General features: G+C 69.6%; 21 protein-coding genes and 1 tRNA gene. 4 read left to right on the forward strand and 18 right to left on the reverse strand.

Going from position 1 to position 26,990, the window contains the following annotated elements:
* Positions 1 to 2: 2 nt before the first annotated feature.
* On the reverse strand, positions 3 to 1,667 hold the full coding sequence (gene argS / locus BLQ75_RS12315; RefSeq protein WP_092601788.1) for an arginine--tRNA ligase: 1,665 nt from the start codon (positions 1,665 to 1,667) through the stop codon (positions 3 to 5).
* Positions 1,668 to 1,754: 87 nt separating this feature from the next.
* Positions 1,755 to 2,675, reverse strand: coding sequence for a cation diffusion facilitator family transporter (locus BLQ75_RS12320; protein ID WP_092602019.1), 921 nt, complete (start codon positions 2,673 to 2,675; stop codon positions 1,755 to 1,757).
* 362 nt (positions 2,676 to 3,037) lie between these two features.
* Between BLQ75_RS12320 and BLQ75_RS12325 the strand changes: the two genes are divergently transcribed.
* Positions 3,038 to 3,110: transfer RNA gene (locus BLQ75_RS12325), tRNA-Arg, on the forward strand.
* 120 nt (positions 3,111 to 3,230) lie between these two features.
* Here BLQ75_RS12325 and BLQ75_RS12330 read toward each other — a convergent pair.
* Positions 3,231 to 4,307, reverse strand: coding sequence for an alpha/beta hydrolase (locus BLQ75_RS12330; RefSeq protein WP_211481332.1), 1,077 nt, complete (start codon positions 4,305 to 4,307; stop codon positions 3,231 to 3,233).
* Between the two features lie 4 nt (positions 4,308 to 4,311).
* Complete coding sequence (locus BLQ75_RS12335) at positions 4,312 to 5,769, reverse strand: MFS transporter (RefSeq protein ID WP_211481333.1); 1,458 nt, start codon at positions 5,767 to 5,769, stop codon at positions 4,312 to 4,314.
* Positions 5,770 to 6,430: 661 nt separating this feature from the next.
* Here BLQ75_RS12335 and BLQ75_RS12340 point away from each other — a divergent pair.
* The gene (locus BLQ75_RS12340) at positions 6,431 to 7,345 is read left to right on the forward strand and encodes an esterase/lipase family protein (protein WP_092601790.1); all 915 of its coding nucleotides are present in this window, start codon (positions 6,431 to 6,433) and stop codon (positions 7,343 to 7,345) included.
* A gap of 107 nt (positions 7,346 to 7,452) precedes the next feature.
* On the opposite strand, the gene BLQ75_RS12345 is transcribed toward BLQ75_RS12340, so the two are convergent.
* Both BLQ75_RS12345 and BLQ75_RS12350 read right to left on the reverse strand, forming a co-directional pair.
* A complete protein-coding gene (locus BLQ75_RS12345) occupies positions 7,453 to 9,534 on the reverse strand; it encodes a putative bifunctional diguanylate cyclase/phosphodiesterase (RefSeq protein ID WP_092601792.1) in 2,082 nt (693 codons plus the stop codon).
* A gap of 332 nt (positions 9,535 to 9,866) precedes the next feature.
* Positions 9,867 to 10,760, reverse strand: a complete 894-nt coding sequence (locus BLQ75_RS12350) for an exonuclease/endonuclease/phosphatase family protein (protein ID WP_092602025.1) — start codon at positions 10,758 to 10,760, stop codon at positions 9,867 to 9,869.
* A 134-nt stretch (positions 10,761 to 10,894) separates the two neighbouring features.
* Here BLQ75_RS12350 and BLQ75_RS12355 point away from each other — a divergent pair, with 134 nt between their 5' ends.
* Entirely contained in the window at positions 10,895 to 11,479 is a 585-nt protein-coding gene (locus BLQ75_RS12355) for a DUF1707 SHOCT-like domain-containing protein (RefSeq protein ID WP_170837453.1), read from the forward strand.
* 55 nt (positions 11,480 to 11,534) lie between these two features.
* On the opposite strand, the gene BLQ75_RS12360 is transcribed toward BLQ75_RS12355, so the two are convergent.
* The 7 genes from BLQ75_RS12360 to BLQ75_RS12390 form a co-directional block, all read right to left on the reverse strand.
* On the reverse strand, positions 11,535 to 12,305 hold the full coding sequence (locus BLQ75_RS12360; protein WP_092601796.1) for an urease accessory protein UreD: 771 nt from the start codon (positions 12,303 to 12,305) through the stop codon (positions 11,535 to 11,537).
* Complete coding sequence (gene ureG / locus BLQ75_RS12365) at positions 12,302 to 13,042, reverse strand: urease accessory protein UreG (protein ID WP_170837454.1); 741 nt, start codon at positions 13,040 to 13,042, stop codon at positions 12,302 to 12,304. Before ureG ends, BLQ75_RS12360 begins: the two co-directional genes overlap by 4 nt.
* Positions 13,032 to 13,742 (reverse strand): urease accessory protein UreF, encoded by a 711-nt coding sequence (locus BLQ75_RS12370; RefSeq protein WP_092601798.1) that lies wholly within the window; start codon positions 13,740 to 13,742, stop codon positions 13,032 to 13,034. Before BLQ75_RS12370 ends, ureG begins: the two co-directional genes overlap by 11 nt.
* Complete coding sequence (locus BLQ75_RS12375; RefSeq protein WP_092601800.1) at positions 13,742 to 15,481, reverse strand: urease subunit alpha; 1,740 nt, start codon at positions 15,479 to 15,481, stop codon at positions 13,742 to 13,744. The genes BLQ75_RS12370 and BLQ75_RS12375 overlap by 1 nt, the downstream gene beginning before the upstream one ends.
* The gene (locus BLQ75_RS12380; protein ID WP_092601802.1) at positions 15,474 to 15,836 is read right to left on the reverse strand and encodes an urease subunit beta; all 363 of its coding nucleotides are present in this window, start codon (positions 15,834 to 15,836) and stop codon (positions 15,474 to 15,476) included. Before BLQ75_RS12380 ends, BLQ75_RS12375 begins: the two co-directional genes overlap by 8 nt.
* Positions 15,837 to 15,844: 8 nt before the next feature.
* A complete protein-coding gene (locus tag BLQ75_RS12385) occupies positions 15,845 to 16,147 on the reverse strand; it encodes an urease subunit gamma (protein WP_043576948.1) in 303 nt (100 codons plus the stop codon).
* 175 nt (positions 16,148 to 16,322) lie between these two features.
* Positions 16,323 to 17,264: a patatin-like phospholipase family protein gene (locus BLQ75_RS12390; RefSeq protein ID WP_244515477.1), complete on the reverse strand. Its 942-nt coding sequence runs from the start codon at positions 17,262 to 17,264 to the stop codon at positions 16,323 to 16,325.
* Positions 17,265 to 17,656: 392 nt separating this feature from the next.
* Between BLQ75_RS12390 and BLQ75_RS12395 the strand changes: the two genes are divergently transcribed.
* Positions 17,657 to 18,883, forward strand: a complete 1,227-nt coding sequence (locus BLQ75_RS12395; protein WP_092601806.1) for a PQQ-dependent sugar dehydrogenase — start codon at positions 17,657 to 17,659, stop codon at positions 18,881 to 18,883.
* A 349-nt stretch (positions 18,884 to 19,232) separates the two neighbouring features.
* Here BLQ75_RS12395 and BLQ75_RS12400 read toward each other — a convergent pair whose 3' ends face one another.
* The 5 genes from BLQ75_RS12400 to BLQ75_RS12420 all read right to left on the reverse strand — a co-directional run bounded on the left by BLQ75_RS12400 (position 19,233) and on the right by BLQ75_RS12420 (position 26,981).
* Positions 19,233 to 21,551 carry a WD40/YVTN/BNR-like repeat-containing protein gene (locus BLQ75_RS12400; protein WP_211481334.1) on the reverse strand — a complete coding sequence of 773 codons (2,319 nt, stop codon included), beginning with the start codon at positions 21,549 to 21,551 and terminating at the stop codon, positions 19,233 to 19,235.
* A 710-nt stretch (positions 21,552 to 22,261) separates the two neighbouring features.
* Positions 22,262 to 23,743, reverse strand: coding sequence for an aldehyde dehydrogenase (NADP(+)) (locus BLQ75_RS12405; protein ID WP_092601808.1), 1,482 nt, complete (start codon positions 23,741 to 23,743; stop codon positions 22,262 to 22,264).
* A gap of 141 nt (positions 23,744 to 23,884) precedes the next feature.
* Positions 23,885 to 24,898, reverse strand: a complete 1,014-nt coding sequence (locus BLQ75_RS12410; RefSeq protein WP_092601810.1) for a zinc-dependent alcohol dehydrogenase — start codon at positions 24,896 to 24,898, stop codon at positions 23,885 to 23,887.
* Positions 24,895 to 26,058 carry a mandelate racemase/muconate lactonizing enzyme family protein gene (locus BLQ75_RS12415; protein WP_043576933.1) on the reverse strand — a complete coding sequence of 388 codons (1,164 nt, stop codon included), beginning with the start codon at positions 26,056 to 26,058 and terminating at the stop codon, positions 24,895 to 24,897. The genes BLQ75_RS12410 and BLQ75_RS12415 overlap by 4 nt, the downstream gene beginning before the upstream one ends.
* Entirely contained in the window at positions 26,055 to 26,981 is a 927-nt protein-coding gene (locus tag BLQ75_RS12420; RefSeq protein WP_244515479.1) for a U32 family peptidase, read from the reverse strand. The genes BLQ75_RS12415 and BLQ75_RS12420 overlap by 4 nt, the downstream gene beginning before the upstream one ends.
* Positions 26,982 to 26,990 lie beyond the last annotated feature (9 nt).

Genomic DNA, 26,990 nt, shown 5'->3' on the forward strand with positions numbered 1-26,990 from the left:
CTCTACATCTGTTCGGGAGCACTGACTCCGAGCAGGCTCAGACCGTTCGCCAGCACCTGCCGGGCCGCTTCGCAGAGGTGCAACCGGGCGACCGTCAGTGGTCCGGGCTGGTCGTCCCCCGGCTGGAGGACCCTGCAGGCGTCGTAGAAGCGGTGGTACGCGCTGGCGAGGTCCTCCAGGTAGCGCGCCACCCGGTGCGGTTCGCGCAGTTCGGCGGCCGAACGCACCACCCTGGGGAACTCGCCGAGCGTGCGGATCAGATCCCCCTCCCTGTCGTGCGTGAGCAGCGACAGGTCCGCGCCCGCCACGTCTCCCCTGTCGATCCCCAGCGAAAGCGCGTTGCGCTGCAACGAAGACAGCCTGGCGTGCGCGTACTGCACGTAGAAGACCGGGTTCTCGTTGGTGTGCCTGCTGATGAGGTCGAGGTCGATGTCGACGGCCGAGTCGACCGAGGAACGGATCAGGGAGTAGCGCGCCGCGTCCACGCCGACGGCCTCCACCAGGTCCTCCAGCGTGACGACGGTGCCCGCCCGCTTGCTCATCCGCACCGGTTCACCGTCGCGGACCAGGTTGACCAGCTGGCCGATGAGGACCTCCACCGACTGCGGATCCTGGCCCATCGCCGCCGCGGCCGCCTTCAACCGCGAGACGTAACCGTGGTGGTCCGCTCCGAGCATGTACAGGCACAACTGGAACCCGCGCTCGCTCTTGTCCCGCAGGTAGGCGATGTCACCGGCGATGTAGGCGGGGGCACCGTCGCTCTTGATGACGACCCTGTCCTTGTCGTCGCCGAACTCGGTGGAACGCAGCCACCAGGCACCCTCGGAGTGGTAGAGGTTTCCGGAGTCCTTGAGCCGCTGCACGCACTCGGCGACGGCGCCGGAGTTGTGCAGCGAGTCCTCGTGGAAGAAGACGTCGAAGTCGGTACCGAACTCGTGCAGGCTCCGCTTGATCTCGTCGAACATGAGTCCGACCCCCACGCGGCGGAACACCTCGTCGCGCTCCTCGGGGGGCAGCGCCAGCACGTCGTCGGACTGGCCGCGCACGACTTCCGAGGCGATCTCGGCGACGTACTCCCCGCCGTAGCCGTCCTCCGGGATCTCCTCACCCCGCGCGCTGGCGACCAGCGAGCGCACGAACCGGTCGATCTGCGCGCCCGCGTCGTTGAAGTAGTACTCCCTGGTGACCTCGGCCCCCTGCGCGGTGAGCACTCGTCCGAGCGCGTCACCGACGGCGGCCCAGCGACTCCCCCCCAGGTGGATGGGGCCGGTGGGGTTGGCCGAGACGAACTCCAGGTTCACCCGCAGCCCGCGGTAGATGTCCCCCGTGCCGAAGGTGGAGCCCTTGGTCAGCACGTCGCGCACGATGGCGGCCTGCGCGTCGGCGGCGAGCCGGAGGTTGAGGAAGCCCGGCCCGGCGACCTCGGCCGAGGTGATCTCGTCGCGTTGCGAGAGCGACTCGGCGAGCCAACCCGCCAGTTCCCGCGGGTTGAGCCCGGCCGGTTTGGCGACCTGCATGGCCAGGTTGGTCGCGTAGTCGCCGTGCTCGGGGTTGCGGGGACGTTCGACCGTGACCTTCTCCGGCAGCACCGAGGTGTCCACCCCTCGGGCGGACAGTACGTCGACAGCGGTTGTTCGGACGAGTTCGGCAAGCGCGGCTGGTGTCACCTGATGAAGTCTAAGAAAGCAATGCCGCTGGTTAACCAGCGGGTGGCGGGGAAGCCGCTCCCCGCCACGCGGACAACGGACTTCGTCTCACCATTTGAGAGAATGGCAACCGGTGGCGCGATCGCGCGGCTCGATCTGCAACGTGGCGTGCTCGATGTGGTAGCGCTCCGACAGCAGCCGCTGCGCGCTGGCCAGCACCTCGCAGTGATCGGCCTCGGAGGTGGTTGTGAGATGGGCCGAGGCCACCTCCATGCCGGAGGTCAACGTCCACACGTGCAGATCGTGCACTTCGGTGACCGGTTCGATCTCGGCGAGATCGCCGTGCATCCGCTCGACGTCCACCCCTTCGGGGGCCTGCTGCACCAGGATGCGCAACGCCTGACGCGCCAGCTTGTAGGTGCGGGGCAGCACGAACAGCCCCACGGCCACCGCCACGATCGGGTCCGCCAGTCCCCACCCGAAAGCCCAGGTGAGCACACCGCCGAGCAGCACGCCGACGGAACCGACGGTGTCGGCGAGCACCTCCAGATAGGCACCGCGCACGTTGAGGCTCTCGTCGGCGCCCCGCCGCAACAGGGCGAAGACCACGAGATTGGCCGCCAGTCCGGCCGCGGCGGTGAGCATCATCGGCACGCCCGGCACCTCAGGAGGCCGCGCGAGCCGCCCGATCGCCTCGTAGAGGATGTAGCCCGCCACGCCGAACAGCAGAACGGCGTTGGCCAGCGCGGCCAGCACCTCCACCCGGTAGAGCCCGAAGGTGCTCCTGGAGCCGGAGGCCCGTCGTGCGGCGGTGATCGCCGCCAGGGCCATCCCGATACCGAGGACGTCGGTGAGCATGTGGCCCGCATCGGAGAGCAGGGCCAGCGAGGACGTCAGGAAACCGACGACGACCTCGACGACGAGGAACGCCAGCAGGATCAGCAGGGACAGCGCGAGTCTGCGCACGTAGCGCCCCGAGGCACTGGCGGCCGCTTCACCGGCCCCGCCGTGTCCGTGACCGTGTCCCACCGATTCACCTCCCGAACGGCTTCCGTCGAACACATAGTGACATATGCATAAGTCGGCGCAACAGGAAACCCCGCCCGGAAAAGTGATGTCTCTCACGAAGACCGGCGGAGGGCACGGCGCCTCCCGGCAGGTACCCATTCCGAACGGTCGGCACTCCCGAAAGAGGAGGACGAACAGCCTGCCCTCCGGGCCGCCGCGATACAGCTCGAACCCCGACCAACAGCGCGAACCGGTTTCGCCCCCCCCCCCCATCCCGCGTCCGAGGTCACGGGGCAAGCGGAAAGCCCTACCCCGAAAGCGATCACCCCCGACGCACGTGGCGCTCACGGCATGGGTTAGGCTTTGAGAAGTTCAACAGCAAAGCCCTCGTAGCTCAGCGGATAGAGCACCGCCCTCCGGAGGCGGGTGTCGCAGGTTCGAGTCCTGCCGAGGGCACCGATACTGGGTCCTGATATATGCCCTGTGAGCCGCTCGTGCGGCCCACAGGGTTTTTTCGTGGTTACCCGACCAGTGGGCCGCGCCAGAGCTACGGCACCACCCCGGTCGACGGTTGAATCAGCGGTACAGGTCCCGCGTGAGCATCGACCAGGAGCGGTGCAGCTCCCGCTGCCAGTACGGCCAGCTGTGCGTTCCCCGATTGTAGAAGTGGGTGGTCACGGGAACCCCTTCCTCTCGCAGTGCGCGCACGAAGAACTTCGAGGTGTACAACGAGGCGGATTCGAGCACGTCGAGCTTCGGCCCGGGGTCCAGCGGACCGCTGAGACCGCTTCCGGCGGAAACGTAGAGATCCGTACCGCGCAGGGCCCCCACGTTGCTGTGGGGGTTGTGAGAGCGCCACAGCTCCCGGCTCACCCGGTCGTCCCCCCAGAGGGCCCGCCAGTCGTAGTACCCTTCGCGGATCAGGATGCCCTTGATGATCTCCGGCACGAACGGCCCCGTGGTGTGGAGCATGCCGCTGTAGGAGGCGGCCGCCCGGAACATGTCCGGGTGCCGGAACGCGTAGTGCATCGCTCCGAAACCACCGATGGAGATCCCGGCGACCGCTCTGCGGTGCCCCGCGCGGTAGTTGCGTTCCAGGATTTGGCGCACTTCGGTCAGGTGGAAGGTCTCCCAGTCCGGGACGGTGGCCAACCCGAAGTTCCGCCACTGGCTGTACATCCCGGCGGCACCGTCACTGGGCATCACCACCATGACGGGTTTGTCGGCGGTGAACCGCCGGACGTCGGTGAACTCGGTCCAGGAGCGGTAGTCGGCTGGCTCGCAGCAGCCGTGCAGCAGGTAGAGCACCGGCCAGTCCCGTGACTTCTGGGAGCGCCAGCCGCGTGGCAGCAGCACGCGCACCATCCCGATGTCGGCCAGCGACGGGGACTGGATCGCCAGATCCAGAGTTCGCTTCCCCAGCCACCTGCGCGACACGATCCGCGCGCCGTTGTCGGCGGGCTCCTCACCGCCTAAGTGACCACTCTCGCTCCAGAGCGGCGGTTCGGCGGAGAACAGCTCTGAATCGGGTCCGGTATCCCCGGAAGGCACCGCGACTCCGGTGCGGGTGGCGACGGGGACCTGCGCGAGCACGAGCACCAGCAGCACCGCGAGCAGACGCCCGCTACCGCGGACGGTTCTTCGTATCGACAAGAGCTCATCGCCTCGAATTCTTCACTCGACTCGTCGGTTCGGCCGAGGCAGCGGACCCGTCGAACGGAGCGGGCCGCAGCAACGGCCAGGCGAGCGACGCCGCGATCGCCTGCAGCAAGGCGGCGAGCAGAACAGCGTGGGTGTAACCGGAAGCCAGCGCCGAAGGCTCGGGAGAACCGGCGGCGAGCCGGTGCTGCTGGACGATGGAAACGACCAGACCGAGCACCGCCACCCCGAAAGCACTGGACAGTTCCCGCGCCGCCGTCAGCACCCCGGAAGCCGTTCCCGCGTCGTCCTCCCCGCTCTCGTCCAGCGCTCGGGAGGTGATGGGAGCCGTGAACGCCGATCCCAGCCCGACCACCAGCAGCACCGGCACCCGGGGCGCCACCGAGGCCACGGGATTGACGGCGGCCAACCCGAACAGTCCCAGCGCGACCACGCCCAGGCCGGATGCGACGACCCGGTGCGTTCCGAGCTTCCGGACGGCGGGCCCCACCAGAGGTGTCGCGATGATCACCCCCAGCGCGACCAGTACGAGCGGAAGACCCGCCGCACCGGGCCCGAGACCGAGGTAGTCCTGGTGCACCAGCGGGGTGAAGAAGACGACGCCGCTGATTCCCAGCCCCCACAGCAGCAACAGCACGTTGGCACCGAGGAACACTCGCTCGCGCAGCAGCCTCGGAGGGACCAGCGGTTCGCGAGCGCGGCGCTCACCGAACGCGAAACCGGTCAGGACCAGAGCCCCGAGCACTCCCAGCGGGACGGACCAGGACATCCCCGCCCCGGCTTCCGAGGCGGTCACCAGCGCCGCGGTCAGCAGCACCAGCCCGGTGGTCACGGCCAGCGCGGCCGGAACCCGCGGCTTCACGGCGGAAGGTCGCTCACCGCCTGAGGTGCCGACCGCGACGAGCACCACGGCCGGAACCACGAAGGGGAGGTTGCCGTAGAAGATCCAGCTCCAGTGCAGGTACTGCGAGACCACCCCGCCCAGCCACGGCCCGAGCGCCAGGGCGGCGGCCAGAGCGGCGGTCCAGGTGGCCGCGGCGGTGGCACGCCGCCCTCGTGGGAGTTCGGTACGCAGCAGCCGCAGCGTTCCCGGCACGATGAGGGCGGCCGCGACTCCCTGGGCGGCTCGCCCCAGCAACAGCGGCACGGCGCTCCCGGCCGCACCGCACACCACCGCTCCCGCCGCGAACAGGCCGAATCCCGCCAACAGCGCCCGGTCCCCGAGCCGGTCCAGCACGGTCCCCGCCACCAGCACCAGCCCGGCGTAGGGCAGCATGTAGGCGATACTCACCCACTGCAGCACCGCGAGCTCGATCCCCAGATCACGTCCCATGGACGGTGCGGCGGCCGCGACGACGGTGTTGTCCAGCGTGGTGACGAACCCGACGAACGCCACCACGGTCAGCACCACAGCGGGGGGCCGCCCCGAACGCGATCCGGCGGGAGCGATGTTCATGGCACGGGTGGAACCGATCCGGTCACGGATGTCGCCACCTCCGGTTCGTCGTCCCCTCGGGGATCGGTGTGAAACGGCCTGGAGTCTCTCCCCGGCGGGAAACCCGGTTCCTTCTCGGGAACCATCCGGCGCACGGTCCCCGCCCCACCGAGCGGCGGCGGGACCCCGGCGGAACACTTCTCGTCGGGTAGCACTCCGAGAATTCGCTCACCAGTTCCCGAGTCCCGCGAGGGGAAAAGCTACTGCGGAACAGGACCTCCGCACAAGCTGAAACCGCGCGGAACGGCCTCTTCCATAACCAGGTTGACAATTCCGTTCCACAATCGACTCACCGCGGTGCGTGAAACGGTGTTCGATTGGCAGGCGACTGCCATGGTGACACTCCGGATTTGTCCGCGTGGTGACAGAAAAACACCACGGCAACGCACGAGCACCCGCCTACACTCGTTCGGAGCATTGAATCGGATCGCTCCTGCTCGGACGCTGAATTCGCCGTTCGACGGATCAAACGACTCCACGAGACCGGCAGCCGGAAGGAATCGGGTGCCGCGTTCGGAGTCGGGATCGGAAATCGGCGACCACGAAACACCCCTGACGTCGGGCACGAAAGCGGTTCTCGTCACGCACGCGCTCGACGTCCGGGAATTCGAGAGGAGTCAGCATGAATCCATCGACGCGTTTGTTGCGCGGTCTGGTGGCGGGTGCGGGAGCCCTGGCACTGGCCACCGTCACCGGAATCGGGACGACGGGTGTGTCCCACGCGGACACCACCGCCGGTGAAACCGGCCCTCGGCAGGACGACTTCCTGACGGCGTTCGTCTACTCACAGCAGCACCCAAACACCGTACCGGCGGGAGCGAACGACTTCTCGTGCGAACCGGGCCCCGAACACCCGGACCCGGTCGTGCTGGTACACGGGACCTTCGAGAACCAGTACGACAACTGGGCGGAACTCTCCCCGGAACTCGCCGAGCGCGGCTACTGCGTGTTCTCGCTGAACTACGGCGGTGGCGAGGGAAGCGCCATCCGGGGAACCGGTGAGATCAGCCGGTCCGCGGCGGAGCTGGACGAGTTCGTCGACCGGGTGCTCACCGCCACCGGCGCGGACGAGGTGGACCTGGTCGGGCACTCGCAGGGCGGGATGATGCCCAGGTACTACATCGAGAACCTCGGCGGAGCCGCTGAGGTGGACTCGCTGGTGGCGCTGGCTCCGTCCAACCACGGCACCACGCTGTACGGGATCAACGAGCTGGCCGGCTTCCTGCCCGAGGGGAAGCCGCCGTGCGCCGCGTGCACCCAGCAGCTGGCCGGGTCGGACTTCCTCGCGGAGCTGAACTCGGACGGTGAGACGGTTCCCGGTGTGGACTACACCAACATCGCGACCAAGTTCGACGAGGTGGTTACTCCCTACACCTCGGCCTTCCTGGCCGAGGGGCCGAACGTGACCAACCTGGCGCTGCAGGACTTCTGCGCGATCAACCTCACCGAGCACATCGGCATCTCCTACGACGACACCGCGCAGCGGCTCGTGTTCAACGCCCTGAACCCGGCGGACGCGCGGCAACCCGGTTGCTGACCGGAGTCCCGCGACCGGGCCGGCGGGAGGACCAACGAGGCGGCTCCCGTCGGCCCCGACCGGTCTCGGACACGTCGGGCGAGGTCGGGGTCCGGTGCGGGCCGCTGTCACGGGTTCCCGGGTGAGAGCGGCCCCGAGGCCAACAGTTCCCGCAGTTCCGCGGCGGGCACAGCGGGTGCGAACAGCCATCCCTGGTAGGTGTGCACGCCGACACCGCGCAACGACTCGAACTGTTCCGCCGTTTCCACCCCCTCGGCGGTGCAGGTGCAGCCGATGGCCTTGGCCAGATCGACGATCGCCTTGGCCACCATGAGGTCCGCCCGGACGGTGACGACGTCGCGCACGAAACCACGATCGATCTTGATCACGTCGATGGGCAGCTCGCGCAGCCGGGCCAGGGAGGAGTAACCGGTGCCGAAGTCGTCCACGGCGAAGCGAAGACCGCGCTCGGTGAGCTCGTTCATGGTGTCCCTGCCCCGTTCGGAGAGGTTGATCAACGAGGTTTCCAGCAGTTCGACGACCACCCGGTTCTGCTGAAGGCCCGTTTCGGCCGAGGCGGCGTCGAGGGTGGCCACGAAGTCGGGATCTCCCGGGGAGAGTTCGGCCAGGTTGATCGAGACCGCAGCCTGTTTCCCGTCGGGCTTGACCGGCCAATCGGAGGTGTCGCGCATGGCGTTTCGCAACACGCAGCGGTCGAGTTCACCGAGCAGGTCGGCACGCTCGGCCACCGGCAGGAACACCTCGGGGCCGAGCAGTCCCCGCTCGGGGTGGTTCCAACGCACGAGCGCCTCGGCCGCGACGATCACCCCCGTGGCCCGCACTATCGGCTGGTAGTACAGGCTCAGCTGGTCGGACTCGATCGCGGTGCGCAGCTCGCTCTCCAACTCCACCTGGCGGTCCATCGCCGAGATGAGGGTGGGACCGGCCACCGCGATCCGTCTGCGCTCGTTCGACTTCGCCTCCATCACGGCGGCCCCGGCGGAACGCAGCAGATCGTCCGCGCCCGTGGTGTCGTCGCCCACCGCGATCCCGATGGAGGCCGAGACCTGGATAGGGGGATGCCCGCGCAGGTACACCGGGCGATGGAAGAGTTCGCCGACGATATCGGCTATCGCGTCGACACCACCGGTCTCCTCGGGGGCGGGGCAGACGATCAGGTACTCGTCGGCGGCCATCCGGGCGGCCAGCCACTCCCGGGGCAGATCACTGCGCATCCGTTTCGCCATCTCGATGAGCAGTTCGTCCCCCGCGCGCAGCCCCAGGGACTCGTTGATCCGCCGGAAGTTGGTGATGTCGCAGTACAGCATCGCCAGGCCCCGCATGTCGGCCCCGCTGAGCAGCTCGTGAACGGCTGTTCGGTTCGGCAAGCCGGTCAGGCTGTCATGCGTCGCCCAGTAGCGCCACTCCTCGGCACGCCGATGACGTTCAGTGACGTCCTGGAACACCGCCAACCAGAACGGCTCCCCGGTGTCGCGCAGCGATTTCGCGACGTGCAGCTCACAGATCACCCGCCGCCCGTCGGCACGGATCATGGACCACTCTCGGGGGGTGTCGTCCTCCGGGGGTTTCCCATCCCGGAACTCGCACAGCAGGGACTGCCTGTCCGGTTCGTCGGGATGGAGCATGTCGGCGATGTGCGCGCTCCGCATCTCGTCCTCGCCGTAACCGAACAGCTCCCGCAGCGCCGGGTTGGAGTCGAGCACACAGCCGTAGCGGTCGAACACACCGATACCGACGGGCGTGAGCCCGAACAGGTCGCGGAACCGCCGCAACGATCGTTCGAGCCGGGAGTGCGACTCGGTGTCGTCCCTGGTCACACGGGCGAATCCCTGCAGGGTTCCCGTGCTGGACCACAGCGCGATGGTGGTCACGTGCGCCCAGAACCTGGTGCCGTCCCTGCGCACCCGCCATCCCTCGTCGGTGTAGCTGCCGAGCCGAGCGGCCTGTTCGAGCAGCTGCGCCGGGTACCCGGCCGCGAGCTGCTCGGCGGTGTAGAACACCGAGATGTTGCGCCCGACGACCTCCGACGCGGCAGCACCGGTGATTCGTTCCGCTCCCGGGTTCCAGGTCGAGACGATCCCCTCGGGATCGAGGGTGTAGACCGCGTACTCCCACAGCGAGGCGCCGAACCTGCCGATCAGTTCCTCCGCGTCGGCCCGAAAACCGGGGCCGTTGTCCGCACCGCTCATCTCCAGCTCCGGTCACCGGGTCACGACGGCTTCCAGGGCCGAACCGGTTCGGAAAACCCCGGTTCCACCGCGCACGACCGCCACCCAACGGCAACCGGGGCTCGCGGAACCGCGGTTTCCGACCCACAGGCCCGTTCTCGAGTGTCCGCCCGCACCACGGACCGCGCACGGCATCCGGGAACGGAGCCCGCCTCCTCGTCGGGACGACCTGCGCGGATGTCGAACGTGAGCTGACGCCCCCTCATCCTGCTCGCTCACCGAACGAGGACGACGATGACGCTCCCCAGCGGTTCCGCCACCCGGTCACCTCGGCGCACCGGAGCGGCGAACCCCTACTCGCTGGAGATCCATTCGAAGCGCACCATGTGCGGGAAGTGGTCGGACAACGGCTCGCCCGCCTCGTCCAGGAACGCGGTGTGCTCGTTGCGGTAGTCACTCGCGGTCAGGTCGAGCCCACCACCGTCGCGGTACAGGATCTTGTCCACGACCTCGCAGGAGTCGCTCGGTGAGTCGGGGTCGCACTTCAGCGGTGCGGACCCCTCGGCGGGACGCTCCCCGTCCCGTTCGAGCCGGACCCAGGCGTCGGTGAGCCCGTTGTCCTCGACCAGCTCCCGGATGTTGTCGCCCTCCCTGGTGTAGCGGGTGTTGGTGTCTCCCATGACGACCACGGCCCTGCCCCGTGAGTTGCGCTGGATGTACTCGGAGAGCTGCGTGATGTTGGACCGGCGCGCCGCGAGGTCGCCGGGGTCGGTTCCCGCGTTGGCGTGCACGTTGTAGAGGTCGAACCCGGTTCCCCCGGCGAGCTCGATCCGGGCGTGGCTGAAGCCTTTGGGGGTCAGGCAGTCCGTGCCGTGGCAGTCGTCCCAGGTGACACGCCGAAAACCGGAGAACGGGGCCCTGGAGAGGGTGTTGAGCCCGTCGCCGAACAGGGCGGGGCCGCTCGTCTCGGTACGGTACTGGTGGTCGTCGTCGCCGTACAGCTCGTCGTGGTAGTTGAAGTCCTCCTGGACGTTGACGAGGTCGTAGTCGGGCAGTCGGCCGCTGATCAGCGGGGTGTTGGTGGCGGGGTCGCTGCCGGAGATGAAGTCGGGCAGCCCGGCCACGTTGTAGGTCAGCGCGGTGAGACTCCCGCTCGACGGGGGCTGTTCGGCCGCGTGCGCGACTCCGGATCCGGTGGCCAGCAGCACGGCCAGCGCGGCCGAGCCGAGAATGCTGCGTCGCGTCATGTCGAACACTCCAAGGGATTACTACCGTCCGTCATAAACGAAAACAATTCGCGTTGACGGTACGGCGGGTCCACTTCGGCCTCAACCGACGACAGGAGCACTCGACAGGGCCCGATGGAAGTATGCTCTGTGCCATGCCGAGCGAATCGCCCGACTTCCGCGCGTCCGACGCCGACAGGGAGAAGATCGCGACGCTGCTGCGGCAAGCGCAGCGGGAAGGCCGGCTGACGCTGGACGAGTTCGACGAACGAGTCGCCGGAGCCTACCGGGCACGTACCTACGGCGAGCTGACACCGCTGGTCGACGACCTCCCCGACGAGACCGGCGGAACCTCCGCGACGGGACCTCCCCGCTCCCCCGACTCGCGCACCGGCCGCGCGGCGCTGGGGATCATGAGCTACGCCGAACGGATCGGCCCCTGGCGAGTGCCACCCCGTTTCACCACGTTCGCCTTCTGGGGTGGCGGCAAGATAGACCTGCGGGACGCCTTCCTCGACGCCGCCGAGGTGGAGATCCACTGCTACGCCGTCATGGGCGGGATCGAGGTCGTCGTCTCCCCCGGGACCAGGGTCGAGGACCGCTGTACGGCGATCATGGGAGGCGTGGAGCGGGACGTGCGCGGTGCCGCCTCGCACGGTGAGTCCAAAGTAGTCATAACCGGCTTAGCGTTCTGGGGCGGGGTGTACATCCACAGCCAGGAACCCGACGGTAAGCACTGACGACCGTGGGCACTCGCGCTCGCCGCCCCCGCCGAGCCGACCCGGTACCCCCGGCTCACCACGGCCCGTCGGCGGGCGTGAGCTCCTCGACCGCGGGGTGCACCGCGCGGGCCTCGGCGAGCCGCCGCCGCGCGGTGACCGCGTCCGGAGCGAGCACCGTGGTCAACGAACCCCCACCCGCCAGCGGCAGCAGGGCCCAGTCCGGCTCCGAGCGCGGTAGTTCGGGGTCCCGCCCCCAGGCCACGACCTCGTTGGCCAGCACCCGGGCACCACCGAGGTGTCCGTGGCTGGCGCGCAACCGTTCCCCACCGGGTTCGAAGGTGTGGCGCAGCAAGGGTTCGCCCTCGCGCTCCAGGCTCGTACTCGTCACCAGCCCGCCCGGTGACTCCCCACTGCGCCCCAGCACCAGCGTCTCCCGGCAGCACGCCCGCGCCGACCGCGCCAACCGCACGACGAGTTCGGCGCGGTGCTCGGCCCGGGCGGTTATCACGGTCGGCTCCGGCAGATACTCGACGGTGCCGCCCTCCTCCACGTCGATGCTGATCGAGCTGCGACTTCCTCCGGGGCGATGCCCCGGCAGCGCGAGGGCGGCGGCGATACCGCGCAGCAGCAGGCGGGCCCCGGCCTCCACACGCACCCGCAGTGCGAGATCGTCACCGCCGAGCGGCGAGGTGGCCGACCCCACCAGGTGCACCACCGCCGGACCGGGAGCGCCGGTGCCACGGCGTCGCGGCACCAGCGTCAGCGGCGCCGCGGAACGCAGCCCGCGCACCACGGAACCACCGGTGCCGTCCAGCTCCACCGTCAACGAGGCGGCCGACCTCATCCGGCCGCCGGTCCGACGGCGGAGCGGTGGGCGGCCAGCTGTTGGCGCACCCAGTCGGCGGCCGCCGAGGCGGCCGGGTCGTCGGTCAGCGACTGGGCGAGCACGGGCAACTCACCACGCATTCGGTGCGCGTCGGCGAGCATGACCTCCATGTCGGCACCGACCCGTTCCGCCAGATCCACCTTGTTGATGACCAGCAGATCGGCGGTGGTCACCCCCGGGCCGCCCTTGCGGGGAACCTTGTCGCCTCCCGCCACGTCCACCACGAAGACCTGCACGTCGGCCAGTCCACGGCTGAACACGGCGGTCAGGTTGTCCCCACCGCTCTCCACCAGAACCAGATCCAGAGTGGAGTACCGCTCGCACAGCCGCTCCACCGCGTCCAGGTTCGCCGTGATGTCGTCCCTGATGGCGGTGTGCGGGCAGGCGCCGGTCTGCACCGCCTCGATGCGTTCGCGCTCCAGTACACCCGCCTGCCGCAGGAAGTCGGCGTCCTCGGTGGTGTAGATGTCGTTGGTGACCACGGCGAGTTCGAGTTCTTCCCCCAGCGTTCGGCACAGCGCCGCGGTCAGCGCGGTCTTGCCGCTGCCGACCGGTCCCCCGATACCGATCCGCAACGGCCTGCCGCCCACCCCCTCCGGCGGGAACGGATCGGGACCGGCCGCGGTGGGGTCGAAATCGACCGGATGGCGGTGACCGTCCGATCCGTGCACGTGGTCCCGGTGTTCAGCTTGCAAAGAGACGCACCTCTTCCCGGTGGTGTCGTTGGTGTTCCTGAGCGAGCAGATCGAGGGCGGGGGCGCTGGTACCGGGCAGGTCCTCCGGCGACTCACCCGCGCTGCGGGCCGCCGCCTCGGCGACGCCCTCGGCCTCGTGCTCCAGCGCGGCGACCGCCGCGTTGGCCGCGAAGGGGTCCAGCCCCAGCAACCGGACGGCGGCCGAGGCCGGACCGCTGACCGACAGGTAGGCGGTCACGAACGCGGCCTCGACCGGGGTTCCCGACGCGCCTGCCCCCAACAGCACACCCACCACGACGGGGTGATGCGGGCTGCCGGTGATTGTGAGCAGCTCGTCGAGCACCTCGGAAGGCCAGGCCGCCCGCCCCGCCCGGAACGTGCCGCGCCCCTGGGCGCGACTGGCCGCGCGCTGCGCGGGCGAGGGGGTGCGCGCGTCGAACTCGGCGTCCAACCGCGACCAGTGGTGCGGGTGGACGCGCCGGGCGGCCGCGTGGGCGGCCGCGGCCGCGAAGACCGCCGCCTGCGCACCCGCGCCGTGCAACCTGCCGTGGAGGAACTCGCGCAGCTGCCGGGGATCGGAGACCGCGCCCCGGTGCACCGCCTCCTCCAGGCCGCCGGAGTGCGCGTGACCACCGCCGGGGAACCGAGCGTCGGCGAGGGTGAGCACGGCCAGCGAGGCCGTCGTGGTCCGGAGTGCCATCAGAACAGGAAGTAGCGCTGTGCCATGGGGACTTCGGAGACCGGCTCGGGCTCGACGAGTTCACCGTCCACCCGCACCGCGAAGCTGTCCGGATCGACCCGGACGTCCGGGGTTGCCCCGTTGTGTCGCATGTTCTCCTTGGTCACCCCGCGCGTGTCGGAAACCCCGACGAGCTCACGTCGTAGCCCCAGCCGCTGATCCACCCCCGCTTCCAGGGTCTCGGGGGCCACGAAGGACACCGCTCCGGTTTCGGCCGCTCGCGGCTCGGCTCCGAACATCGAGCGGGAGAGCACCGGTTGCGGCGTCGGTATGGAGGCGTTGGCGTCCCCCATCGCCGCCCGAACCGCGAATCCGCTCTTGAGCACCATGTGCGGTCGTACTCCGAAGAACCTCGGCTCCCACAGCACGAGATCGGCGAGTTTTCCGACCTCGACGGAGCCGACGGAACCGTCGATGCCGTGGGCGATGGCCGGGTTGATGGTGTATTTGGCGACGTAGCGCCGGGCACGCAGGTTGTCCGCCGTGTCGTCGCCCGGCAGCGCTCCTCTGGCGCGCTTCATGACGTGCGCTGTCTGCCACGTACGCGTGACCACCTCACCGATCCGCCCCATGGCCTGGGCGTCCGAACCGATCATGGAGATCGCGCCGAGATCGTGCAGCACGTCCTCGGCCGCGATGGTGGTCGGGCGGATGCGGCTCTCCGCGAAGGCCAGGTCCTCCGGGACCGAGGGGTTCAGGTGATGGCAGACCATCAACATGTCCAGGTGCTCGTCGATGGTGTTGACCGTGTGCGGCCGCGTCGGGTTGGTCGAGGAGGGCAGTACGTGGGGGTGGCCGGCCACCTTGATGATGTCAGGTGCGTGCCCGCCGCCCGCGCCCTCGGCGTGGTAGGCGTTGATCGAACGCCCCGCGATGGCGTCCAGAGTGGATTCCAGGAAACCCGCCTCGTTGAGCGTGTCGGTGTGGATGGCCACCTGGACCCCGCTGCGGTCGGCGACGCGCAGCGCGGTGTCGATGGCCGCGGGTGTCGCGCCCCAGTCCTCGTGCAGCTTGAGCCCGCCCGCACCGGCGCGCAGCTGCTCGTCCAGCGCCTCCTCGCTCACCGTGTTCCCCTTGCCCAGCAGCAGGGTGTTGACCGGCGAATTCTCCAACGACAGCAGCATCCGGGCGAGGTTCCACTCACCCGGCGTGACCGTGGTGGCCTTGGAGCCCTCCGCCGGACCGGTACCGCCGCCGATGAGCGTGGTGACGCCGGAGGCCAGCGCGACGTCGATCTCCTGCGGACAGATGAAGTGCACGTGGCAGTCGATGCCGCCCGCGGTGAGAATCCTGCCGTTGCCCGCGACGATCTCGGTGGCGGGGCCTATCATCATGGCGGGATCGACCCCGGCCGCGGTGTCCGGGTTGCCGGCTTTTCCGATGCCGACGATCCGCCCGTCGCGGACCGCCACGTCGGCCTTGACCACGCCCCAGTGGTCGAGGATCACCGCTCCGGTGACGACCAGGTCGGGCGCCCCTTGCGCCCTGGTGGCCACCGACTGCCCCATGGACTCGCGCACGACCTTGCCGCCGCCGAACACGGCTTCCTCACCGGAGCCGTGCGGACCGGCGGCACGGTCCTCGGTGATCTCCACCAGCAGATCGGTGTCGGCGAGGCGGATGCGATCCCCCGTGGTGGGACCGAAGAGTTCCAGGTAGCGCTCCCGCCCGATCTCGTGAACACCGTTCGGCTCAGTCATCGCGGTCCTTTCCCGGTCTGTCCGGACCGTCGGCGTCGACCCGGTCGGCGTCGAGACTTCCGGAGTGTTCGGTGCGCAGTCCCGGTACGGTACGGGTACCGCCGATCGGGACGAGCTCGACCTCGCGTTCGATGCCCGGTTCGAAGCGAACCGCCGTGCCCGCAGCGATGTCCAGCCGGTGCCCCCAAGCGGCGTCCCGGTCGAACTCCAGGCCGGAGTTGGCCACGGCGAAGTGATAGTGCGAGCCGACCTGGACCGGGCGGTCGGCCCGGTTGAGCACGGTCAGCCGCACTCGCGGACGGCCGGGGTTGAGCGGCACGGCCTCGTGGGCGGGGATGATCTCTCCGGGATACACGCGGTCTCCTACTGGATCGGCGAGTGCACCGTGACGAGCTTGGTGCCGTCGGGGAACGTGGCCTCCACCTGGACGTCGTCGATCATCTCGGGGACGCCGTCCATGACCTGGTCCCTGGTGAGCACGTGGCGGCCGCTGGACATCAGCTCGGAAACGCTGCGGCCTTCCCGGGCCCCCTCGACCACGTGATCGGTTATCAACGCGATCGCCTCGGGGTGGTTCATCCTCAGCCCGCGCTCCAGCCTGCTGCGAGCGAGCTGGGCCGCGACGTAGACGAGCAGCTTGTCGCGTTCCTGAGGTGCCAGATGCATGCCATGTTTTTAGCATTGCGAATGATTTTTCGCATCAGCGCCACCGCGGAATTCATCATACCGAAACAGAATTACTCAAAACGTTCATATTCCGAAGAGGACGGCAAAACACCGAGACACCCCGCCTCGTCGCGTTCAACCGATCGGTTGACGAGACGGGGAACGAGGAGTTTCGTCACGAATCGGTGATTTCGAGCGTTCCGCGTGGTGCCCGGGCCTCCCCCGCGATGTCCACCGGCTCGGCGGGCACCGGACGCGCCGTGGGCAGCCAGTCGCGCGCGGTGCGCCAGGCCCAGTCGATCAGCGCCGCGGAGTACCCGAAGGAGTAGGGCGAAAGCCGGTCGACTCTCGGCGAGGGAAGGACGTAGAGCTCACACCGCGCCGCGTTGAGCTGCATGTCCAGCGTCGAGGCCGCGAACATCGCCGCGCTGAGCGCGGCACCGTTGATACCGCTGATCGATCTGGCCGGCCGTTTCGGCGGCGGCAGCACGCCGAACCGCGCCTGCTCGGCCTCCAGAGAGCGGGTCCCACTGCAGGGCAGCACGTACACGCGGTCAGCTCCCTGCTCCACCGCGCGGCTGATCGGCATGAACGCCGCCGGCCCGCCGTCCACGAGCGAGCGCCCGCCCAGCTCCACGGGTGGGAACACGCCGGGGATGGCACAGGATGCGACCAGCGCGGGCAGCGCCGGACCACTGTCCAGGAACACTGCCTCGCTGGTGTCCACATCGGTCGCGCTGACCGTGAGCGGTAACCGCGCCTGCTCCAGCCGTCGGAACGGCAGGGTGCGGTGCAGCCACGACGCCAGGCCACGGTTGCTCATCAGGTGGTTCGACAGCCCCAGCTTGCCCGCCAGGATCCGCAGCGGCTCGACGGGGAACACGTCACGGCGGCGCATGCCGCTCCACAGCTCGCGGAGCCGTTCGGCGCCGCGCGGGGTCGGATCCCCGGCCAGCCATGCCGAGTTCAGCGCGCCGGCCGAGGTCCCGACCAGCAGGTCCGGGGTGCTCCCCGCCTCGAACAACGCGCTGACCAGGCCCGCCTGCACCGCACCGAAGGTGGAACCGCCCGGCAGCACCCAGGCGGTGGTCCCGTTGGTCATACTTCCGCCACTCACGACCCCAAGATATCCGCACCCCGCCGGGGTCGCCGTGCCTCGCGGTCACGGATCACATTCTCGTGGGTGCCACGAGCGGGTGCGGCGGGAACCGACCACTCGCCAAACGCCCCTCATCCCGGTAGGTATACCCGGCCACCCGAGCACCCCCGGCACGATCCGCTCCGCCCGCCGCGCCGCGGGAGTCCGGTTCCGAGGCCGACTACTCCCCCGAACGTACCCTGTTGTACTTGGGAGCGCTCCCATAACATACTCACCGCCCTGTCGTACGGGGCGAGCACCGAACCGGGCCCGACCGCACCGGGCCCGCCAGAGCGGTCCGGGGCGGACCCCGCCGAAACCGTGGACACCGGTGTCCTCCCGAACCGCACGATCCGACGACGGAGAACGAGATGCGACGAAGAACCGGCACGGTACTCCTGTCACTCCTCCTGGGAGCGGCGACGCTGGGTTCACCGGCGGGCGCCGAACCCACCGGGAAGACCGGCTCCCCCACGGCGGGAACCGCCCGTCCCGACCTGACGGAACTGAACGTGACGGCCACCCGGGTGGACACCGACCGGCTGCGACGCCCCACCGACATCACGTCCGCCTCGGACGGCAGCGGCCGGATGCTCATAGCCGAGAAGCCCGGCACCGTACGCGCCTACGACCCCGACAGCGGCACCATGGGGCAGCCGCTGCTCGACATAACGAACCGGGTGGAAAACGCCGGTAACGAGCAGGGACTGCTCGGCATAGCCCCCTCCCCCGAGGACACCGGGGAAGACATCCTCTACGCCGCCTACACCCGGGCATCCGACGCCGCCGTGACCCTGTCACGGTTCTCGCTGGCGGCGGACGACCCGGCCGCCGGCGAGGAGGTCCTGCTCAGCCAGCCGCACTCCGAACACACCAACCACAACGGCGGCGACCTCGCCTTCGGACCCGACGGGTTCCTCTACATGGGAATCGGCGACGGCGGAGGCGCGGGAGACCCGCTGCGCAGTGGGCAGGACCTCAGCACCCTGCTGGGCAAGGTGCTGCGGATCGACGTCAGCAGGCAGTGCGGTGAGCAGCCGTACTGCGTCCCGCCGGACAACCCGTTCGCCTACACTCCCGGCGCACGCGGCGAAATCTGGAGCTACGGACTGCGCAATCCGTGGCGGTTCTCCTTCGACCCGGAGGGAAGATCGCTGTGGATCGCCGATGTGGGACAGGGGTCCCTCGAGGAGGTGAACCGAATCCCGCAAGGGGTTCGCGGTCAGAACTTCGGATGGTCCTGTATGGAGGGAACGGAGCGGTTCGCTCCGGACCGGTGTGAGCCGGCCGCCGACTACGTGGAGCCGGTGCTGACCTACCAGACCTCGGTGGAGGGCTGCGCCGTGATCGGCGGGCGCGTCTACCGGGGAGAGCGGTACTCGGACATCGCGGACGGCACCTACCTCGCGGCGGACTACTGCTCGGCCGGCGTGTGGGGCCTCCGCAGCGACGACGGTGGGCACACCTATCAGAGCGCCAAGCTCGGGGAACTACCCATCCAGGTGACCGCCTTCGGAGCGGACAGCTCCGGTGAGCTGTACGTGGTCAACGACCTGCCCGGCATGCTCTACCGGCTGTCCTTCTCCACCGACTCCTGAGACTCCGACACGGCTCGTGGACGGATAAGCACCGGCCGGGTGGAGACCTTCCACCCGGCCGGTTCATCCGCTCAGCGGAGCGAGCTCTCACCACGAGGAGCGCTGCACGGCCCTACCTCACCCGCATCGCCGCTTTCGGGGGAGTCGATTTCTCGCGGAATCGCCGCGCCGCTCCTCGGAACGGGACCACGCGGGTAAGCAGCGCATGGAACCCCGGTGCGTGAGTCGGATGCATTGCAAGGCCGGGCCGCTCGCCGCGTAGATCGCTACTCAAGAGCCGGCCCAACGCGGCAAGGCGCCGACTCACGTGACGGCTACCCGGCCACACGGGCAACTGCCACTACGGATTTTAGTTCGCGGGGTCGGCGTATATGACGCCTCGTCCGTTGGTTCCGAGGTACACCCGCCCGTACACGTCCGGGTCACCGGTGATGGCGTCACCGATGTTGCCGTACTGGTGCTGGTCGTCGTTGATGCGAGTCCAGCTCTGCCCGGCGTCGTCGGAGCGGAACACGCCGGTCACCCCGTCGATCGTGGCGATCGAGTACATGGCGGGGTAGTCACTTCCCGGCGCGGACTTGCCGAACCCGATGTTGTCGGAACCCGCCACTCCGGAGACCTCGCTGAAGGACTCCCCGGCGTCGGTCGAGTGCCACAACCCTCCCTCGCCGGTGAGCCAGATGTCACCGGAGCGCCCGGGCACGGCCTTGAAGTAACCGCTGCCCGAGGGGAGCCCGGAAGCCGGTGAGGCGGTGAAGCTGGCTCCGCCGTCGGTGCTGACGTAGAAGGTCCCCTGGTGGAAACCGTAGAACCTGTCCGGATCGACCCGGTCGGACTCCACGCGCGCGCCGCTGGGGATTCCCGTGGACGCCTGCCAACTCGCGCCCTGGTCGGTCGTGTAGTGCACGCCGGTGCCCTCGGGACTCCAGACGAATCCGCTGCCGTCCGCTGCCGCCGCGACGGTTCCGCCGCCGGTGACACCGGACGGTTCGGTGTTCTGGAACCAGCTCTTCCCGCCGTCGTAGGAGAACGCCACCCGACTGTCGTCGGGCCTGCTCGACTTGTCGAACTCGCCCACGCGCACCATCGTCCCCGGCGACATCCCGGCGTAGTCCATGCTGGTGGTGCTGGTGAAGACGGGGTTCTCGTACATCATGTCCGGCACCTCGTCCAGTCGTTCGTGCCGGAAACCGCCGATGTCACCGAGAGCGGAAAGCACCGGCGCACCGCCCGGCGGACTGATCAGGTCGAGTACGGCGGTCTCCTCCAGTCCGGCCACGCTGGGTTCGATGTCGATCTTGTTTCCCCGGTCCCACCGGGTGAGGTTGTCGGTGCCGTAGATGGTGGCCCCGGTGCCGTAGAGCATGTGGTCGGAGTCGAACGGGTCTATCGCCATCGCCTCGGTCATCCAGCCCAGCTTCGGCGAGGTCTCCGGCGGGACCGGCTGCTCGGTTCCGAAGGTCAGCCAGGGCACCGAGGAGACGTCCATCTCGTAGTTCAGTTCCCGCTCGGGGTAGGCACCCCAGTCCCAGATACGACTCCAGCTCTGGCCGCCGTCGGTGCTGCGGAAGAGGATCACGTCGGGCCACCACGAGATCTGGGTGGCGACCATGAGTGTGTCCGGGTTCTGCCGGTCGATGGTCAGCCCACTGTAGCCGTAGTCGTTGTCGGCACTGGTGGACGGCACCGGGCTGATCCGGGTCCACTCCCCGCTGTCGGTGTCGAGCTTCCACACGTCACCGGCGCTGCCGTCGTAGGGGCCGCCGGTGTCGCTGGTGGCCATGTACAGGTAGCCGTTCTCGCTGTCGACCACGGCCTGGTGCGCGAGATAACCGGTCGGCTGGTTCGGTACGCGTTCCCAGGTGGCCCCCGCGTCGGTGCTGCGGTAGATCGTGTTCTGCTTGTCCGCGACCCCGACGTAGATGTCGCTGGTGGGGCTGCCGCTGGTTCCGCTGCCACGGTCGAAGGTCACCCAGGTGACACCCTGGTTGTCCGAGTAGAAGCCGGTCGAATCAGTCGGGTCGGCGACGTAGTCGCCGGGATTGGGAAAGTTCTCCACCTCGGACCAGGTGGCCCCGTGGTCGGTGCTGCGCCACAGTCCGTTCCCACTCGGGGTCCCCAGGTAGAGCACGCTGTTGTCGTTGGGGTCGATCGCCAGCCGTTCCCCCATGCCGCGACCGGGCATGTTCCCGCCGAGCTTGAAGGGGAGCTCGCTGATCTTCCAGGTCTCGCCGCGATCCGTGGAACGCAGCACGGCCCCGTTGTTGGGGTCCCAGCTGTTGGTGTACATGCCGACGGCGGCGTAGACCCGGTCTGGGTCGACGGGGTCGGTGGCCACGCTCGCCACCCCGTTGTAGCCCCAGTTGTCCTGGCCGACCCAGTCCAACAGGGGCTTCCAGCGTCCGTCGGTGCCGGAGTCACGGCGGTAGACGCCGCCGATGTCTGTTCTGGCGTAGACCAGGCCCGGCTCGGTGCGGTTGAACACGATGCCGGGCACGAATCCGCCACCGCCGATCTCGGCGTTGCGCCAGTCGTAGTTCTCACTGTCGGCAGTGGTTCCGGTCGCGGTTCCGGCCTCCGCCGCCGAGGGGGTCGTGGTCGCCGGACTCGTCAGCGTCACGGCTGACAGCAGCGCGGCCGTGAGGAGCACGGGTAACCGTCTCCGCATGAGTCACCTCCGAGGTTTCGGGAGCGCTCCCAGAATCGAAGCGCTTCACCGCGCTGTCAACGAGGGACCTCGCGGAAACGCCGGAACGGACCAGTGTGGACTCCGGACGCGCGAGGCACCCGGCTCCCGCCTCGGAACCATCGGTGGCACGCGTTGACGTCGTCAACGGCTACGGCGTCGAACAGCACCTCCGGGGTTTCGCACTCGTTCGCGTGGACGCGGATCGCGGCGACGAGCCGCGAGTGCCGCCCGGGTGCGGCGGACGCCCGGGTAGGCGACGTATTCACGGGCGTACGCTCGGTGCCCAGGGACGGCATGTCCGTCATCGGGCCGGTCCCCGGAGACGAAGGCCCCTACGTGATCGCCCCCACAGCGCCGTGACTCTGGGCCCGGTGCTCGGCGAGATCGCGGCGCGGGAAGTGCTCGGCACCCGGCACCCGCTGGCCGAACCGTTCCGCCCGAACCGCTGCTGAACCGTCCGGCTCGGGAATCCTCGCCGAACCGGAGCCCGAATCGCGAGCCGAGACCTCCGCGAGGCCCTCGCGCGGCGAGCACCGGCCGGTGCTCCCATCACCCTGGCGGTGGGAGCACCGGGCTCGCCCACACGAGCACTCGACCGGCGGAACTCGATCACCCGGTCGGCGCGAGCTCCGATCCCGCCCGGAATTCGCCGACAGAGCTCCGTGGCAGCCGGTGAGGGCGGCATCCGATCAACCCTGCTCGGGCGACTCCATCCGCCCGTTGACGCGACGCGGGATCCCCAGCGGGTTCCCGTCGCGCAGCGCCTCGGGAAGCACCGCGCGCGGTGCGCTCTGGAACGACACCGGGCGCAGGAACCGGTCGATCGCGGCCGTTCCCACCGAGGTGTGCGTCGGGGCCGTGGTGGCCGGGTAGGGTCCGCCGTGCTGCATCCCGTGGCTGACGCTGACGCCGGTGGGCCAACCGTTCCAGACCAACCTGCCCGCGCGGGCGCGCAGCGTGCGGAACAGCGGCGCGACGACGCTCTCCTCCTCATTGCCGTGCACGGTGGCCGTCAGCTCCCCGGAGAAGACCCCCGCCGCCTCCAGCAGCTCATCGGTGTCGGAGTAACCCACCAGCAACGAGACCGGACCGAAGCACTCACCCGCCAGCTCCTGCCGGTTGTCCACGAGCTGGCGCGCCCCGGTGTAGAGCAGGCTCGGGCCCACCCCGTCCTCGGTGCGCCGCCCCGAGACCAGCGTCTCCACCGCCGGGTGGTTGCGCAGCGAACCCAGCGTGTCGTGGAAGGCGGTCTCGATCCCCTCGTTGAGCATGGGAGCCGGGGCGCGCTGCTCCACCTCCGGGATCAGCACGTCGCGGAACCGCTGCGCCGCGCTGGCCGGCACCAGCAGCAGGCCGGGCTTGGTGCAGAACTGTCCGACCCCCAGGGTGTAGGAATCCAGGTAGCCCCGGGCGATCTCCGCACCACGGCCCGCCGCCGCTTCCGGCGTCACGAAGGCGGGGTTGACGCTGCCCATCTCGGCGTAGAAGGGGATGGGGGACTCGCGGGAGGAGGCGAGGTCGAACAGCGCGCGTCCCCCGCTGTTGGAACCGGTGAAGGCACCGGCCCGGACCCGCTCGTCCAGCAGCGCGGCCCTGGCCGGTTCGTTCCCCTCCAGCAGCGCGAAGGTCCCGTCGGGCGCACCCGCCTCGGCCAGCGCGCCGGTGACGATCTCCGCCGTCCTGCGGGAGAGCTCGGGATGGCCCGGGTGTGCCTTGACCACCACCGGGCAACCGGCCGCCAGCGCCGAGGCGGTGTCGCCACCGGCCACGCTGAAGGCGAAGGGGAAGTTGCTCGCGGCGAACACCAGCACCGGACCGAGCGGCAGCAGCGTGCGACGCAGGTCGGGACGGGCGCCGGTCGGCCACTCCGGATCGGGGGAGTCGATCGTGGCCTTCAGGTGCGCGCCCTCCTCGACGGTCTCGGCGAACAACCGCAGCTGGAAGGTGGTGCGGACGAGCTCGCCGCGCAGCCTCCCCTCCGGGAGGTGGGACTCGCGCCGCGCCAGCGGCACCAGCTCCTCGGTGTGGGCGTCCAGCTCGGACGCTACGGCCCGCAGCAGGCCACCGATCTCGGCGGGGCTCGTCGCGGCGAGCCTCGTCGCGGCGGCGGTGGCGTTGTCGAGCACGGTTTCGAGCCCGTCACTCGTGGAAACGCTCTGGGACGGTGTCATGGGACTCACTTGCCTCCTCTCGTTGCGGTTCTTCCCGGGGGAGGCGGCGGAACAACGGATCCCGCGACTCCCACCGGGTTCGCTGCGGTGCCCGCCACGTCAGGCGGGCACCACCGGCACCTCGGCTCCCGGAACGTTCGATCACGGCCGCAGCAGGATCTTCACGTCCGAGCCCCGCCGCTGCCCCAGCAGCCGGAGGGCCTCGGAGGCCTCCTCCAGTTCCAGCTCGCGGGTGACGAGCAGCCCCGGATCCAGCACACCGCTGGTGAACGCCGACACGGCGTGGGCCCACGCCCGCGAGGGCGCCCCGAAAACGGTGTGCACCGTGACCTGCGAGAGCACCAGCCGAGCCGGATCGGGCGGCCGGGGATCGTCGGCGGCCACTCCGGTGAGGACCACGCGCCCGCCGGGGCGGACGAGTCTGGTGGCGAGGGCGGCTGTGCCCGGGGCACCCGCCGCCTCCAGCACCGCGTCGTAGCCACCGGCGAGGCGTTCGGCCTCCTCGGGCTCCCGGATATCGGTGGCGCCGCAGGCGGTCGCGATCTCGGCCCGTTCACCCGGCTCCACCACGGTCAGCTCGACGGGCGAGGACGCCGCGATCAGCTGGGTGGACAGCAACCCGAGACTGCCCCCGCCGACCACCGCGACGCGTTCGCCCGGGACCACCGCGAGCTTGAGGGTGGCCGCGGCCGCACACGCGGCCGGTTCCAGCACCGCCGCCCCGCGCGGATCGGCGTCGTCGGGCAGCGCGTGCAGCAACCTGGCGGGCAGGGTCAGGTAGTTCGACCAACCACCGGGACGGGTGAAGCCGGTTTCGTCGTACTGCGTGGCGCAGAGGTTGTTGTCACCCCTGCGGCAGGCGGGGCACACCCCGCAACCGCGGAACCCCTCCCCCACGACCAGCCGACCGCTGAGCTCCGCGGGCACGTCCGCGCCGACCTCGACGACCCTGCCGGACCACTCGTGCCCGGGAACCACCGGGTAGCTCACGAAGTCGGCGGGCCGGTTCCCGGTGAACACCTCCCGGTCGGACCCGCAGATCCCGCTGCGGGCGACCTCGACGAGGGCCTCCCCGGGACCGGGTTCGGTGGGTTCGGTCGGGACGGTGCGAATGCTGCCCGGCTCGTCGATGCGAACCGCCCTGGCATCGCTCACGAAGCACTCGCCCCCTTGGTGCCCCGGAACTGCCAGTCCTCCGCGTAGAGGTCGAACCTCGCGCCGCTGGCGGGGTACTCGCGCACGAAGTCGACGTCGAGCTCGACACCCAGCCCCGGAGCGGTCGGCAGCGCGAAGAAGCCGTCCTCCACCTCGGGCAGTCCGGGGGCCGCCTGCTTCACGTGGGAGTCGGCGAAGTCGTTGAAGTGCTCCTGGATCTTGAAGTTCTCGGTAACCGCGGCCAGGTGCAGGTTGGCCGCCGTGAGCACCGGGCCGCCCACGTTGTGCGGGGCCACCAGCACGTAGTGGGTCTCGGCCGTGGCGGCCACCTTGCGGGCCTCCAGCAGCCCCCCGAAGTGACCGATGTCCGGTTGGATGACGTCGGCGGCCTGCAGACCGAACAGCTCGCGGTACTCGATGCGGTCGTGGATGCGCTCACCGGTGGCCACCGGCAGCCTGGCCTCGCGCGAGACCTTGGCCAGCGCCTCGGGGTTCTCCGGCGGGACCGGTTCCTCGATCCAGCTGGGATCGAAGCGCTCCAGCTCACCGGCGATCCGGGTGGCCTCGGCCGGGGTGAACCGGCCGTGCATCTCGACCAGGATCTCCACGTCGGGTCCGACCGCGTCCCTGACCGCGGAGACGAGCTCCACCGAACGGCGCACCTCCGCCGGTTCCAGCTCCCAGCGGCCGGGGCCGAACGGGTCGAACTTGAGCGCCCGGTACCCCCGGTCGACCACCGCGCGGGCGGCCTCGTGGAACTGCTCCGGAGTGCGTTCCACCGTGTACCAGCCGTTGGCGTAGGCCTTCACGCTGTCCCGGACGTTTCCGCCCAGCAGCCGCCAGACGGGTTGGCCGAGCGCCTTGCCGACGATGTCCCAGCAGGCCATCTCCACGCAGGCGATCCCGGACATCACGACCTCACCGGCCCGGCCGTAGTCCCCGCGCTTCATGCGCCACACCAGCGCCTCGATGTTGAAGGGGTCGGCGCCGATCACGTGGTTGCGGGCGGCCTCGTTGAAGTAGCCGAGCAACGCCTCGGTGTGACCGAGCATCCGGGTCTCGCCCACTCCGACGATGCCGTCGTCGGTGTGCACCCGCAGATACGTCAGATCGCGCCAGGGGGTGCCGAGCACCAGGGGTTCGATTTTCGTGATCTTCATCGGTTTTCACCAGCCACATCGGTCGGAACGGCCAGATCGGCCACGGGCAGCTCGGAGGTCTCGGCTTCGGGCAGGTAGCGGTGCAGCATGTCCAGCCCGATGCGGGCGCGGCGGACGCGTTCCCTGCCGAGCCCCACCGCCGTGTCGGTGAGGTGGGTTCCGCTCGGATAGATGTTGGGGGCGTTGCGCAGCCCGAACTTGACGTACACCGGGGCGGCCACCCGCACGATCTCGGCGATCTCGTAGTGACGGACGAATCCGCCGAGGTCGTCGGGGGACTCGATGTAGACGTCGAGCGGAAGATCGGTGGCCGCGCGGATAGCGGCCAGCTGTGCCGGGGAGAGATCGGTGGGCACGTTGTAGGTGTCGGCGCCGAACTCCTCGGCGATGCGGATCGAGGCGGGGTTGGACAGGGCCATCTGGACGCTGATCTTGAAGCGCATGTCGGCGGGCAGCTCCCGCTGGGCGCGCATCCTGGCCGCGACGGACAACACCCCCAGGTCGGTGATCAGCACGCTGCGCACTCCGGCCGCCGCGCTTCTGCGGATGTCCTCGAGCACGTGGACCAGCTGCTCGGTGCCGCGTACCTGGGAGGCGACCGCTCCGCCGGTCGGCGACGAGCTCATCGCTCCGGTGTGCCAACCGGCTTGCGGGCGGGCGAACAGGCTCAACTCGACGTGGTTGCGGGCGGCCGTGCCCGCCATGCGCGCGAGCTCGTCGTCGGTGAGCAGCATCGCCCCGCTTCCCTGGGAGATCCGGTGCACCGGGACGTCCCGCTCGGCTGCCTCCGCGAGCACCGCGTCGAGTACCTCCGGTCCCTCGGTGCTCGGGATCTCGACCCGGTACCGCGCACCGTCCGGGAAACGCTTGGAACTCGCCGGAGGAGCCTCGGCGTCCCCGGTGGGCAGTCCTTGGGATCGCAAGAACGTTCG

Origin of the sequence: Actinopolyspora xinjiangensis, from assembly GCF_900104475.1 — a bacterium.
GTDB lineage: Bacteria > Actinomycetota > Actinomycetes > Mycobacteriales > Pseudonocardiaceae > Actinopolyspora > Actinopolyspora xinjiangensis.

Excerpts from the sequence above, each read along its gene's own strand:
- BLQ75_RS12345 (WP_092601792.1), bottom strand. The coding sequence starts at position 9,534 with ATGAGCGGTGCGGACAACGGCCCCGGTTTTCGGGCCGACGCGGAGGAA.
- BLQ75_RS12395 (WP_092601806.1), top strand. The coding sequence starts at position 17,657 with ATGCGACGAAGAACCGGCACGGTACTCCTGTCACTCCTCCTGGGAGCG.
- BLQ75_RS12350 (WP_092602025.1), bottom strand. The coding sequence starts at position 10,760 with ATGACGCGACGCAGCATTCTCGGCTCGGCCGCGCTGGCCGTGCTGCTG.
- BLQ75_RS12360 (WP_092601796.1), bottom strand. The coding sequence starts at position 12,305 with ATGAGGTCGGCCGCCTCGTTGACGGTGGAGCTGGACGGCACCGGTGGT.
- BLQ75_RS12400 (WP_211481334.1), bottom strand. The coding sequence starts at position 21,551 with ATGCGGAGACGGTTACCCGTGCTCCTCACGGCCGCGCTGCTGTCAGCC.
- BLQ75_RS12405 (WP_092601808.1), bottom strand. The coding sequence starts at position 23,743 with ATGACACCGTCCCAGAGCGTTTCCACGAGTGACGGGCTCGAAACCGTG.
- BLQ75_RS12355 (WP_170837453.1), top strand. The coding sequence starts at position 10,895 with ATGCCGAGCGAATCGCCCGACTTCCGCGCGTCCGACGCCGACAGGGAG.
- BLQ75_RS12375 (WP_092601800.1), bottom strand. The coding sequence starts at position 15,481 with ATGACTGAGCCGAACGGTGTTCACGAGATCGGGCGGGAGCGCTACCTG.
- BLQ75_RS12370 (WP_092601798.1), bottom strand. The coding sequence starts at position 13,742 with ATGGCACTCCGGACCACGACGGCCTCGCTGGCCGTGCTCACCCTCGCC.
- BLQ75_RS12385 (WP_043576948.1), bottom strand. The coding sequence starts at position 16,147 with ATGCATCTGGCACCTCAGGAACGCGACAAGCTGCTCGTCTACGTCGCG.
- BLQ75_RS12335 (WP_211481333.1), bottom strand. The coding sequence starts at position 5,769 with ATGAACATCGCTCCCGCCGGATCGCGTTCGGGGCGGCCCCCCGCTGTG.
- BLQ75_RS12340 (WP_092601790.1), top strand. The coding sequence starts at position 6,431 with ATGAATCCATCGACGCGTTTGTTGCGCGGTCTGGTGGCGGGTGCGGGA.
- BLQ75_RS12415 (WP_043576933.1), bottom strand. The coding sequence starts at position 26,058 with ATGAAGATCACGAAAATCGAACCCCTGGTGCTCGGCACCCCCTGGCGC.